Annotated in this window: 11 protein-coding genes; 6 read left to right on the top strand and 5 right to left on the bottom strand. The window is 57.9% G+C overall.

Translation table 11 applies throughout. The features are described from left to right. Positions 1–299: 299 nt before the first annotated feature. Positions 300–1160, top strand: coding sequence for a lytic transglycosylase domain-containing protein (locus AC2FFP_RS16130; protein WP_496736731.1), 861 nt, complete (start codon positions 300–302; stop codon positions 1158–1160). A 43-nt stretch (positions 1161–1203) separates the two neighbouring features. Here the strand turns inward: AC2FFP_RS16130 and AC2FFP_RS16135 are convergent, their stop codons facing one another. From AC2FFP_RS16135 to tldD, 5 genes are all read right to left on the bottom strand, one after another. Beyond that, the gene (locus AC2FFP_RS16135) at positions 1204–1830 is read right to left on the bottom strand and encodes a CoA transferase subunit B (RefSeq protein WP_058276937.1); all 627 of its coding nucleotides are present in this window, start codon (positions 1828–1830) and stop codon (positions 1204–1206) included. Next, positions 1830–2534, bottom strand: coding sequence for a CoA transferase subunit A (locus AC2FFP_RS16140; RefSeq protein ID WP_496768122.1), 705 nt, complete (start codon positions 2532–2534; stop codon positions 1830–1832). Before AC2FFP_RS16140 ends, AC2FFP_RS16135 begins: the two co-directional genes overlap by 1 nt. A 103-nt stretch (positions 2535–2637) precedes the next feature. Beyond that, on the bottom strand, positions 2638–5277 hold the full coding sequence (gene topA / locus AC2FFP_RS16145; protein WP_496844716.1) for a type I DNA topoisomerase: 2640 nt from the start codon (positions 5275–5277) through the stop codon (positions 2638–2640). Between the two features lie 174 nt (positions 5278–5451). Beyond that, positions 5452–6585 carry a DNA-processing protein DprA gene (gene dprA / locus AC2FFP_RS16150; RefSeq protein WP_496768125.1) on the bottom strand — a complete coding sequence of 378 codons (1134 nt, stop codon included), beginning with the start codon at positions 6583–6585 and terminating at the stop codon, positions 5452–5454. Between the two features lie 240 nt (positions 6586–6825). Next, entirely contained in the window at positions 6826–8247 is a 1422-nt protein-coding gene (gene tldD / locus AC2FFP_RS16155; RefSeq protein WP_496768127.1) for a metalloprotease TldD, read from the bottom strand. A 176-nt stretch (positions 8248–8423) separates the two neighbouring features. Between tldD and coxB the strand changes: the two genes are divergently transcribed. The 5 genes from coxB to AC2FFP_RS16180 all read left to right on the top strand — a co-directional run bounded on the left by coxB (position 8424) and on the right by AC2FFP_RS16180 (position 11947). Continuing rightward, positions 8424–9335, top strand: coding sequence for a cytochrome c oxidase subunit II (gene coxB, locus AC2FFP_RS16160; RefSeq protein WP_496768129.1), 912 nt, complete (start codon positions 8424–8426; stop codon positions 9333–9335). Between the two features lie 84 nt (positions 9336–9419). Next, positions 9420–10376 (top strand): heme o synthase, encoded by a 957-nt coding sequence (gene cyoE / locus AC2FFP_RS16165; protein ID WP_058272269.1) that lies wholly within the window; start codon positions 9420–9422, stop codon positions 10374–10376. Further along, on the top strand, positions 10373–10534 hold the full coding sequence (locus AC2FFP_RS16170; protein ID WP_239336011.1) for a cytochrome c oxidase system small membrane protein: 162 nt from the start codon (positions 10373–10375) through the stop codon (positions 10532–10534). The genes cyoE and AC2FFP_RS16170 overlap by 4 nt, the downstream gene beginning before the upstream one ends. Next, positions 10534–11109 carry a cytochrome c oxidase assembly protein gene (locus AC2FFP_RS16175; RefSeq protein ID WP_496707186.1) on the top strand — a complete coding sequence of 192 codons (576 nt, stop codon included), beginning with the start codon at positions 10534–10536 and terminating at the stop codon, positions 11107–11109. Before AC2FFP_RS16170 ends, AC2FFP_RS16175 begins: the two co-directional genes overlap by 1 nt. A gap of 22 nt (positions 11110–11131) precedes the next feature. Then, positions 11132–11947: a cytochrome c oxidase subunit 3 gene (locus AC2FFP_RS16180; RefSeq protein ID WP_058272267.1), complete on the top strand. Its 816-nt coding sequence runs from the start codon at positions 11132–11134 to the stop codon at positions 11945–11947. Positions 11948–12033: the final 86 nt, after the last annotated feature.

The following is a 12033-nucleotide window of genomic DNA, read 5'->3' on the forward strand; positions in this document are numbered from 1 at the left end:
GAGCTTCCTCTCTCAGTCCGCTCCCGATCGTCTCGGTATGGCACTATGATTGACCGCTATGCGTGGCAGGAATTGGGCCAAACACCATTTTTTTTTGATGAAGTTTAACTTTTTGGTAGTTTTTTTGGTAAGTAATTGAAAAAAAACAATAAAAAACTTCACTACGCAAAGGTTGTCTAGACGGCCAGATGCAAATTTGCGGCAAATGAGGCGAATTTGCCCCATTTCACGTTGTTTTTCTGGCTTTACGGGCAGATTCGAGGTTCAAATCAACCAAAAGAAAAACATGAGGCAGGCAAATGAATCTCCGGCTCGCAATGACTTGCGCCGGTTTGGCGGCGTTGATGCTGTCTGGCCCAGTGCCAGTCGTGGCGAACGAGGTTGAGCCAAGAGGCGTTTACAAACGGGTCAAGGCCCCAAAGCCCGGCACACGACCGCGCGTCACGGTCCAGATCACGCCCGATGAGCATGCGAAGACCCCGTCTGCCCCTAGTACGGGCGTAGAATTGGTCGAACCTGAAATCATCGCGCGCACGCGTGTCGTACCGCCAACTCTTCCCGGTGCGGGCAAAAAACCGGTTGGTTCGTACAAGGCTTTCTGGGAAAGGGTGTCGCCGTCCTTGGCCGAGGCCGGGTCCGGACGATTGCACGATGCCATGAATGCGCTGGCTGCGATCAATGTCGCGGCACCCCGTTTACAGACCCTGCAAAACATCGCCCAACAGCGCCGCGTGGATATTCTGCGCTCGACCGTTGGAACAAATGTCTCACCGGCATTGGTTCTGGCGGTCATTTCCGTTGAGTCCGCTGGGCGCACCGACGCTGTAAGCTCGGCCGGGGCACAAGGATTGATGCAGCTGATGCCCGCAACCGCCAAACGGTTTGGGGTTCAGGACAGTACCCAGCCATCGCAAAACATTGCGGGCGGTGTGAAGTACCTGAACTGGCTGATGGAAGAATTCGGTAACGACCCGATCCTCGTCCTTGCGGGGTATAACGCAGGGGAAGGGGCCGTACGTAAGCACGAGGGCGTCCCGCCTTACGCAGAGACCCGTGATTACGTACCCAAGGTTCTTGCAGCGTTTCAGGTGGCGCGGGCGTTGTGTTCGACACCGCCCCAGCTGATTACAGATGGGTGTGTATTCCAATCGCTGAACTGAAAACGGCCCACCTGAATTTGGTGGGCCTTTTCATTGGTGTGAATCAGTTGACGATGTTGGCCTCGGTCGCGGCGCGGATTTCATCTTCGGTCACGCCTTCGGCGATCTCGATGATCTTCAAGCCGCCATCAACCACGTCCAGAACGCCAAGGTTGGTGATAATGCGGTTTACCACCTTCTTGCCGGTCAATGGCAGGGTGCACTTCTTCAGCAGCTTGGACTTGCCGTGCTTGTTGGTGTGATCCATCACGACGATCACGCGACGAACACCTGCAACCAGGTCCATCGCGCCGCCCATGCCTTTAACCAGCACGCCCGGAATCATCCAGTTGGCCAGATCGCCTTCTTCATCGACCTCCATCGCGCCCAGAACGGCGGCCGCAATCTTACCGCCGCGGATCATAGCAAACGATGTGGCACTGTCGAAATAGGCGGTGCGGGACAGTTCCGTGATCGTCTGCTTGCCAGCGTTGATCAGATCCGGGTCTTCTTCGCCTTCAAAGGGGAAGGGGCCCATACCCAGCATTCCGTTCTCGGATTGGAGGGTGATGTCCTTGTCACCAACATAGTTTGCCACCAGCGTCGGAATACCGATGCCAAGGTTTACATACATGCCGTCTTCCAGCTCTTGCGCCGCACGTGCGGCCATCTGATTGCGATCCCAGGGCATTATGCTTCCTCCTTCTTACGGGTGGTGCGTTGTTCGATGCGCTTTTCGTGCTGACCCTGAATGATGCGATGCACGTAGATGCCGGGCAGGTGGATCATATCGGGGTCCAGCGAACCACGCGGCACGACTTCCTCGACCTCGGCGATGCAGATCTTACCACAGGTCGCAGCAGGTACGTTAAAGTTGCGCGCGGTCTTGCGGAAGATCAGGTTGCCGGTGTCATCGGCCTTCCAGGCTTTGACAATGGCCAGATCGGCAAAGATGCCTTCTTCCAAGATGTAAGTCTCGCCATTGAAGTCTTTGTGCTCTTTACCATCGGCAATCACGGTGCCCACACCGGTCTTGGTATAGAACCCCGGGATGCCTGCGCCACCGGCGCGCATGCGCTCGGCCAGGGTTCCTTGCGGGTTGAATTCCAGCTCCAGCTCTCCGGCCAGGTATTGGCGCATGAACTCGGCGTTTTCACCCACGTAAGAGCTGATCATCTTTTTGACCTGCTTGGTCTGCAACAGGATGCCGATTCCGAAATCGTCAACGCCGGCGTTGTTCGAAGCAAACGTCAGATCTTGAGCGCCCGAGTTCTTGATCGCCTCAAGCAGCAATTCGGGAATACCGCACAGGCCGAAACCGCCCGCCGCGATCATCATGCCGTCCGAAATCACTCCATCGAGTGCTTCGGTGGCATTGGCATAGACTTTCTTCATGGAAAACTCCCCCAATGACATGGTGATGGCGCAGGTTGTGCCGCCACGTCACGGGGAAGTCAATGAAACCAAGGGGTAGGTGGTATTTCTACCTAGCCAGTCGTTAGGTGGCCGCCTTTTTGGTCGTCTTCTTGGCAGCAGCTTTCTTTTTCGGAGCCGCTTTTTTCTTGGTGCCCTTTTTGGCTGCGCGTTCGTTGACCAGTTCGATGGCCATTTCCTGCGTTACGTCCTCGGGCTTGATATCTTTTGGAATGGTCGCGTTGACCTTTTCCCATTTCACGTATGGCCCATAGCGCCCATCCAGAACCTGCATCGCGCCGCCATCTGGGTGCTCGCCTAATTCCTTCAACGCTTTTGCCGCTGCGCGACGGCCCCGCCCGGGGTTGGCGCGCTTTTCAGCCAGCAACTCGACAGCGCGGTTCATGCCGATTTCAAACACGTCGTTGGGGTCTTTGAGGTTTGCGTAGACCGGCTTGGCCTCATCCGCCAACTGATGCATCAGATAGGGACCAAACCGCCCAAAGTTCGAGCTGATCATGCCACCCTCTGGGTGTTCGCCAATCTGGCGGGGCAGGGACAACAGCGTCAGCGCCTTGTCCAGATCCATGTCATCCTTGCTCCAGCCACGCGGTAGTGAGGCGCGCGGTGGTTTTTTGTTCTCGGGCGTCGGTTCGCCGCGCTGAACATAGGGGCCAAAGCGGCCGGATTTCAGCCAGATATCATCCCCTGCATCTTCGCCCAGAAGACGTTCCTCGCCTTCAGCGCCTTCGCCGGCGATGGGGCGGGTATAGGTGCATTCAGGATAGTTTCCACACCCAACGAACCCGCCGGTGCGCGACGTCTTCAGGTGCAACTGACCCATTCCACATTTCGGACAGACACGAGGGTCCGAGCCGTCTTCACGCGGCGGATAAAGCTGCGGCGCCAGGGCTTCGTCGAGTTTGTCCAGAACCTCGGAGATCCGCAATTCGGACGTCTCGCCGATAGCAGCCGAGAAATCGCGCCAGAACTTGCTCAGCAACTCCTTGTAGTCACGCCCACCGGCGCTGACGTCGTCCAATTGTTCTTCCAGATTGGCGGTGAACTCATACCCCACGTACTGCCGGAAGAAGTTCAGCAGGAAGATCGTAACGATCCGGCCCTTCTCCTCGGGGATCAGCCGGTTCTTGTCTTTGCGCACATATTCCCGGTCCTGAATCGTGGTCACGATCGAGGCATAGGTCGACGGTCGCCCGATCCCCAGCTCTTCCATCCGCTTGACCAGCGTAGCTTCGGTGTAGCGCGGCGGCGGTTGAGTGTGGTGCTGCAGGGCCAGTACAGATTCGTTCTCGGATAGAATGGCCTCTTTCGCGGCCTTTTCAGTGCCCTCGCTGGTTGCTTTGGTGAACTGATCGCGCAGGGATGTTTTGGCAAACCGAGCTGGATCGCCCTGCATGATTTGCGGCAGGCGCTTTTCATCATCATCGGCCACGTCGTCGCGGCCTTCTTCATAAACGCGCATGAACCCGTCGAACAGAACAACCTGACCGGTGGCGCGCAGGCCGATCTGGCCGTCATCGCTGCCAATCTCGACCGTAGTGCGCTCCAGTCGCGCAGCAGCCATCTGGCAGGCAATGGTACGCTTCCAGATCAGGTCATACAGCTTGCGCTGATCTTCATCTGTGACCTTCAGGGCCTTGGTATCGCGGGACATATCCGTCGGGCGGATACATTCGTGCGCCTCCTGGGCGTTTTTGGCCTTGTTTTTATAGATACGCGGGCTGTCCGGCACGTATTCTGCACCGTAACGGTCTGTGATGGTATCGCGGGTGGCCGCCACGGCCTCGGGCGCCATGTCGATGCCATCGGTCCGCATATATGTGATGTAGCCCGCCTCGTAGAGGCGTTGAGCAACCTGCATCGCGTGACGCGCGCCCATTCCGAACTTGCGGCTTGCTTCCTGCTGCAAGGTAGAGGTCATGAAGGGCGCGCTGGGGTTGCGCGCGGCAGGCTTGGCTTCGACCGAAGAAACACTCAGCGCGCGGCTGGTAATGGCCTGCACCGCTAATTCAGCCTGGGTGGCGTTGGCCAAATCATGTTTGTCCAGTTTCTTACCGGCCAGTGTGACCAGGCGTGCCTCATAAGTCTGGCCGCGCGGTGTTTCGAACACTGCCTTCACAGACCAATATTCGACTGGCTTGAACGCCTCGATCTCCATCTCGCGCTCGACGATTAGGCGCAGACAGACTGACTGAACGCGACCGGCGGACTTCGCGCCGGGCAGCTTGCGCCACAGGACCGGCGACAGGTTGAAACCCACCAGATAGTCCAGCGCGCGGCGGGCCAGATAGGCCTCGACCAGCGGCATGTCGACCTGGCGCGGGTTCTGCATCGCCTCGGTCACCGCATCCTTGGTGATCGCGTTGAAGGTCACGCGGCTGACGGGCGTGTCTTTCTTGATCGAGCGGCGCTTGGTCAGGGCTTCTTGCAGGTGCCAGCTGATAGCCTCACCCTCACGATCAGGGTCAGTCGCGAGAATCAAAGCGTTGTCTTCTTTCAGCGCATCGGCGATGGCTTTGACATGTTTGCGGCTGTCGTTGCCGACCTCCCATTTCATCTCAAATTCATGCTCGGTATCGACGGATCCGTCCTTGGGCGGCAAGTCCCGGACATGGCCATATGAGGCCAGCACCGTGTAGTCAGGGCCAAGATATTTGTTGATTGTTTTGGCCTTGGCAGGGGATTCTACAACAACTACAGGCATTTAAGGGAAAACCTCGCTCGACGGAATTGGCGCCTTCTATGATCGTGCAAGATGTGGAGGGCAAGGGCGAATTGTCAATGCGTTCCTTTGAACACAGAAGTTATGTTGTTATTTCAATCACGTAGCCTGTGCACAAAAAGGGCTTGGGCAGGAACCGCTCGTCAGAGTTGGTATTTATGCAGACAATGACAGAAGTCCGCCGGGCTGCCGCTGGATCTGTCCTTCGAGTTCCAGATCAATCAGAGCCGGTCCTATTTCTCCGGCTGTTGCAGCAATGTCGCGGATCAACTGATCTTCGGCAATCGGGGAGGGGCCTAACAGTGACAAGATCGCACTATGCAACGCGGCACCTGTGATTGCTGGTTCATCAACTGCGATGGGTGGGGCGGGGGCCTCAACCTGAGGCGCTGTTACCTGTTTCGGAAGCGCTTCAATGATGTCTTCCGCGGTTCGCACCAATATCGCGCCGTCCCGGATCAACATGTTGCACCCCGCGGCCCGCGCATCGAAGGGGTGGCCGGGCACGGCCAGAACCTCGCGCCCTTGGTCCAAGGCATCCCGCGCCGTAATCAGGCTGCCGGACTTTGCTGCCGCTTCAACGACGACAACCGCTTGTGCCAGACCTGAGATAATTCTGTTTCTGCGCGGGAAGTGTCGGGCCTGCGGTGTGACGCCCATGGGCTGTTCGGAGACACGCAATCCGGTTTGGCCAATCTTTTCCGCCAAAACAGTGTTTTCGGTGGGATAGACGACATCCACGCCGCCTGCCATCACAGCGACAGTGCCCGTTTCAAGCGCGGCCATATGGGCCGCTGTATCAATACCGCGTGCCAGGCCGGACACAACGACATAGCCTTGCTTGCCGAGATCCGTGGCAAGCGCCCGCGCCATCCGCGCACCTAAGGACGAACAATTCCGCGCGCCGACCATCCCAATCGACCAACGCTGAAGCAGGGAGGTATCTCCAATCGCCCAAAGCAATGGCGGGGCGTCGGATAAATCATTCAACGCATCAGGAAAATCGGCGGAGCCAAGGCACAAAAGGCGCGCGTTCGCAGCTTTTGCGGCCTTGAGTTCCGCCTCAATCACGCCGGGCGGGCAGGTTTCATACCCTTCAATTCCGGCAGCGCGTGCCATTTCCGGCAGCGCGGCCAGCGCGTTCTGCGCCGAGCCATGTTCCCGCAACAGCCGACGAAACGTCGCCGGACCAACCTTGCGAGAGCGCAACAGGCGAAGCCAGGAAAACTGATCCTCTTCCGTGGTGGGTGGGAGTGTGGGGTGATAGGAAGAATGCTGCTCTTCGGTCATCCGATGCTCCGCCTGATTGCAGAACTGGTTTACGATTGCCGGGGTTAACAGCTTGTGAATCTCTTCAAATTATCCGGATAATTTTCGGCTTTTATTATTGAGAGCTTTCTAGCGCGTTGAAATATAATAAATAAAAATCACTTTCCTCGACACGGTCGCCTGACAGGATGTTAATGCGCAGACGGACAGAAAGCACAGTGTTAACTCTGCGCTCTCGATTGCCCGCCAAGCGATTCCCGGTTACGCAGCCGATCCGCCGACCGTCAGGCCATCCATCAGAACGGTTGGCTGGCCCACGCCGACCGGCACCCACTGGCCGTCTTTGCCACAGGTCCCCATGCCCGGATCCAACGCCATGTCGTTGCCCAGTCCCCGAATGCGTTTAAGGGCCGATGGGCCGTCGCCGATCAGGGTCGCGCCTTTGACCGGTGCCCCGATCCTGCCGTTTTCAACGCGGTACGCCTCGGTGCAGGAGAACACGAATTTGCCGTTGGTGATATCCACCTGACCGCCGCCGAAACCAACCGCCCAGATTCCGTCTTTGATATCTGCCACCAAAGAGGCCGGATCAGCGTCGCCACCCAGCATCACCGTGTTCGTCATCCGCGGCATGGGTTTGTGTGCATAGCTTTGCCGCCGCCCGTTTCCGGTGGGGGCCACGCCCATCAGGCGCGCGTTCTGGCGATCCTGCATATAGCCGGTCAGGACGCCATCTTCGATCAGAACCGTGCGCGAACTGGGTGTGCCTTCGTCATCCAAGGAGATCGACCCGCGACGATCCGGGATCGTGCCATCATCGACGACGGTCACGCCTTTGGATGCGATCTGCTGTCCCATCAAACCGGCAAAGGCCGAGCTTCCCTTGCGGTTAAAGTCCCCCTCCAAACCGTGTCCGATTGCCTCGTGCAAGAGGATGCCCGGCCAACCGGGGCCAAGCGCGACCTCCATCACGCCGGCAGGGGCCGGGATCGCGTCGAGATTGACCAAGGCGATCCTCAATGCCTCGCGTGCTTTGTCCTGCCAGTCTGCCGGGTCGATCAAACCGTCAAGCCCGACGCGCCCGCCACCCCCGGCCGAGCCGCTTTCGCGACGGCCGTTCTGTTCGACGATGACAGAGATATTGAGGCGGGTCATTGGCCGCACGTCTCGCATCAGTACGCCGTCCGGGCGCAAAATCTCGACCTCTTGCACGGCTGCGGCGATTGTCGCACTGACCTGCACGACGCGGGGATCCATGTCACGGGCATAGGCGTCGATCTCGCGCAGCGTTTCGATCTTGACCGGGAAATCAGCGGATTCAATCGGGTCTTCGTCCGTATAAAGGCGGGTATTGGTGGGACGGGGACCGTCGGCGAGCGTGCCGCCGCCGTCGCCAACCGCCAGGCGCGCGGTCTCGGCTGCCCGCTTCAGCGCCGGAATTGAGACGTCGGTGGAATGCGCATACCCGGCAACCTCGCCCTGTACGGCCCGCAGGCCAAACCCCTCGGATGCGTCATAAGATGCTGTCTTCAAGCGCCCGTCATCAAAGACCAAAGCCTCGGATTTCCGCCGCTCGACAAACAGCTCTCCGTCTTCCGCCCCAGCGGTGGCAGATTGCAAAACCGCAAGCGCCTCGTCCTGCGGAACAGCGCTGTCAAATGGGCGAAACGGGTCGTTGGACATCTGTTGGGACCTTCCGAGTTTGATCCAGATCAAAAATAGCGTCTGTTTGACGCAAGCATTTTGCTTTATCTACCCGACGGAATATGGTTTTTAACGCGGCCAAAGACAACGGGAGAGGTGCGACTGATTCACACCTTTTCGCCAGAGAAGCAAAGATCAGACGATCAGGACAGAAAATGAAGAATGCTTTGATGCTTTCGGGGTTGATGACAGCCCTCTCCAGCCTTCCCGCAATGGCTCAGGAGCTTGAGATTATTGGTAAGCCGGTTGATGGCGGCCTTGGGTTCCAGCCCGCGGCGACCAGCCTGGCCTCGGGGATTCAGCGGCTGGATGATATGATTCTGGTGATCATCACCGCGATCTGCCTGTTTGTTGCGGGTCTGCTGATCTACTGCATCATTCGCTACAATTCGCGCAACAACCCTGAACCGGCGCGATTCTCGCACTACACCCCGGTTGAGATTGCCTGGACCCTTGGCCCGATCCTGATTCTGGTCTTCATCGGTGCCTTCTCGCTGCCAGTTCTGTTCAATCAGCAGGAAATCCCCGAAGGCGACATCACCATCAAAGTCGTTGGGAACCAGTGGTACTGGACTTACGAATACGTTGATCACGATTTCGCCTTTGACAGCTATCTGCTGGGCCACCCGGCCACATTGGACGAAGGCGCACGCCCGGCCGATGCGGACGTGACCCCGTTTGTTCTGAACGACGCGATGCGTGCCAAGCTGGCGGATGCGGGCTACAGCGATGACGAATGGCTGCTGGCTACCGATACCGCCGTTGTGGTCCCGGTTGGCAAGATCATTGTGATGCAGGTTACCGCATCAGACGTGATCCATTCGTGGACCATCCCGTCCTTCGGCGTAAAACAGGACGGTGTTCCTGGACGTCTGGCCGAATTGTGGTTTGAGGCCGAAAAGGAAGGCATCTATTTCGGTCAGTGTTCCGAACTGTGCGGCAAGGACCACGCTTACATGCCGATCACCGTCAAAGTGGTCAGCGAAGAGGCGTATGAGCAGTGGCTGCAAGGCGCACTGGAAGAGTATGCAGGTCAGCCCGCAGCCTATCAGGTTGCATTCAAGTGATGACCCGCGCGGGCTGAAAACTCGCGCCAAAGGTAATGCAGGCTGCGCGGTATCCGCGCGGCTTTCGCCCCAGAAGGACCTGAAATGAGCGACGCAAGCATCAATGCCAGCACAGTAAGCGCCCAATCCCACGCGGATGAGGCCAGCTTTGGCGATTTCTTTGCCTTGCTGAAGCCGCGCGTGATGTCGCTGGTCGTGTTCACCGCTTTGGTCGGCCTTCTTGCGGCACCGGTCCCTGTTCATCCATTCGTGGGCTTCTGCGCCATCCTGTTCATTGCCATTGGCGGCGGCGCATCCGGTGCTTTGAACATGTGGTGGGACGCCGATATCGACCGCGTTATGAAGCGGACCAAAGGCCGCCCGATCCCGTCTGGCAAGGTCCAGGAGGGTGAGGCGATGGCAATCGGGCTGGCCCTGTCGGGGCTGTCCGTTATTATGCTGGGTCTGGCAACCAACTGGTTTGCTGGCGCTTTCCTAGCTTTCACGATCTTTTTCTACGTTGTCGTCTATACGATGTGGCTGAAACGCTCGACGCCGCAGAACATCGTGATCGGCGGCGCGGCAGGGGCATTTCCGCCGGTCATCGGCTGGGTTGCCGCAACGGGGTCTATGTCCATCGAGCCGTGGCTGATGTTTGCCCTGACCTTCATGTGGACCCCACCGCATTTCTGGGCGCTGGCGCTGTTCATGCGCTCGGATTACGACGATGCGGGTGTTCCGATGCTGACCGTCACACATGGTCGTCGCGCGACGCGCTGGCACATTCTGGTATATACCGGGCTGCTGGCCATGCTGGCTGTTGGAACCGCATTCTCGGGCATTGGAGGTCCGATCTACCTGACTGTCGCGGTGGTGTTGAACGCGCTGTTCCTGCGCGGAGCGTGGCAGATTTCGCGCCGCAACGAAGATGATTCCGAGGCCGACAATTTCAAGGTTGAACGCGCGTTCTTCAAGTTGTCGCTGCTGTACCTGTTCCTGCATTTTGGTGCTATCCTGGTCGAAGCACTGCTGAAACCCTATGGGTTAGGAGGTTGGTCATGAGCCTGCGCAAGAGCCACGAACTACACCAACGCCGGTTCAGTCGTAACCTAGGGGTAGGTCTGACGCTGGCTGCCTTCATCGTGATCATCTTTGGCCTGACGATCGTTAAGGTTTCGGGCACGGACTTCAGCTTGGCGACGCAAGAGGTACAGAACTGATGGCGCTGACAGGTCCTCAGAAAACTGTTGCGCAGACAGTCGGCGTGGTTGTCCTGATGGGCAGCTTGGCGTGGGCCTCTGTTCCGTTTTACGACTGGTTCTGCCGTGTAACCGGATTTGGTGGAACCACTGGTGTGGCCGCGACTGCACCCGAAGACATTCTGGATCGCAAGGTGACCATCCGCTTTGACGCCTCGAAGGCGAAAGGCATGGCATGGGAATTCAAGCCGGTCGCGCGCGAGATGGAAGTGCGTATCGGCGAAACCGGACTGGCCTTCTATGAAGCTTACAACCCGACCGACCGCCCCATCGCGGGACAGGCGTCCTATAACGTGACTCCGTATTCAGCCGGCGGGTATTTCCAGAAAATCGCCTGTTTCTGCTTTGAAGAGCAGGTGTTGCAACCCGGTGAACGTGTTGAGATGCCGGTCACCTTTTTCGTCGACCCTGAAATGGTCGAGGATCTTGAAGCTAAGTATGTTCATACGATCACACTGTCGTATACATTCTACGAAATTGACCTGCCCGAGGGCGTTGCCGCCCTTGAGACGCAGGCTGATATAACAACGAACTAACGCCTGTAGGTGAGGGACGCTGATGGCACACGCAAAAAACCATGATTATCACATTCTGGCCCCGTCGATCTGGCCTCTGATCGGCGCGATCGGCGGCTTTGTGATGCTGTTCGGAGCCGTCCTGTGGATGCACGGGGTTACCTCGTGGATGTTCTGGGCCGGTCTGGTGGCCGTTCTTTACACCATGTTCGCATGGTGGTCCGAGGTTGTGGTCGAAAGCCGCCAGGGCGATCACACACCGGTTGTCCGCATCGGCCTGCGCTATGGCTTCATCCTGTTCGTTATGTCCGAGGTGATGTTCTTCTTTGCCTGGTTCTGGTCGTTCTTCAAACATCGCATGTACCCAATGTACGACTATGCCGGCACCGAGTACATCCAGCCGGACATTCACGCGGTTGACCCGTTCCACCTGCCGCTGATCAATACTTTGGTCCTGCTGCTGTCGGGCTGCGCAATCACCTGGGCGCACCACGCGCTGGTGCACGGCAATGATCGAAAGGCGCTGGTGCAGGGGTTGGCCATCGGTATCGCTCTGGGCGTCGCATTCACAGGTCTGCAGGCCTTTGAATACTATGAGCTGCTGGCGCATGAAGGCTGGAAATTCGGCGGTGATCAGTTCTATTCGAACTTCTTCATGGCAACCGGCTTTCACGGTTTCCACGTTCTTATCGGTACCATCTTCCTGTCAGTGTGCTTAATCCGGGCGCTCAAGGGTGACTTCACGCCTGAGAAACACGTCGGGTTTGAGGCGGCTGCCTGGTACTGGCACTTCGTCGACGTTGTCTGGCTGTTCCTGTTCTTCGCAGTATACATCTGGGGCCAAGCGCCGCTGATGTAACGCCAGACGGGCGAACAAATTGCAAAAGCCGCCCTTTCGGGGCGGCTTTTTCTCTGTTCCGGGCGCAAAAATTGCGCCCCATACAA

Source organism: Ruegeria sp. YTSC004 (genome assembly GCF_059609805.1).

What these genes read in the sequence shown, in the direction of transcription:
- coxB (WP_496768129.1), top strand. Translation starts at nt 8,424, where the DNA reads ATGAAGAATGCTTTGATGCTTTCGGGGTTGATGACAGCCCTCTCCAGC.
- AC2FFP_RS16175 (WP_496707186.1), top strand. Translation starts at nt 10,534, where the DNA reads ATGGCGCTGACAGGTCCTCAGAAAACTGTTGCGCAGACAGTCGGCGTG.
- topA (WP_496844716.1), bottom strand. Translation starts at nt 5,277, where the DNA reads ATGCCTGTAGTTGTTGTAGAATCCCCTGCCAAGGCCAAAACAATCAAC.
- cyoE (WP_058272269.1), top strand. Translation starts at nt 9,420, where the DNA reads ATGAGCGACGCAAGCATCAATGCCAGCACAGTAAGCGCCCAATCCCAC.
- AC2FFP_RS16140 (WP_496768122.1), bottom strand. Translation starts at nt 2,534, where the DNA reads ATGAAGAAAGTCTATGCCAATGCCACCGAAGCACTCGATGGAGTGATT.
- dprA (WP_496768125.1), bottom strand. Translation starts at nt 6,585, where the DNA reads ATGACCGAAGAGCAGCATTCTTCCTATCACCCCACACTCCCACCCACC.
- AC2FFP_RS16170 (WP_239336011.1), top strand. Translation starts at nt 10,373, where the DNA reads ATGAGCCTGCGCAAGAGCCACGAACTACACCAACGCCGGTTCAGTCGT.
- AC2FFP_RS16135 (WP_058276937.1), bottom strand. Translation starts at nt 1,830, where the DNA reads ATGCCCTGGGATCGCAATCAGATGGCCGCACGTGCGGCGCAAGAGCTG.
- AC2FFP_RS16180 (WP_058272267.1), top strand. Translation starts at nt 11,132, where the DNA reads ATGGCACACGCAAAAAACCATGATTATCACATTCTGGCCCCGTCGATC.
- tldD (WP_496768127.1), bottom strand. Translation starts at nt 8,247, where the DNA reads ATGTCCAACGACCCGTTTCGCCCATTTGACAGCGCTGTTCCGCAGGAC.
- AC2FFP_RS16130 (WP_496736731.1), top strand. Translation starts at nt 300, where the DNA reads ATGAATCTCCGGCTCGCAATGACTTGCGCCGGTTTGGCGGCGTTGATG.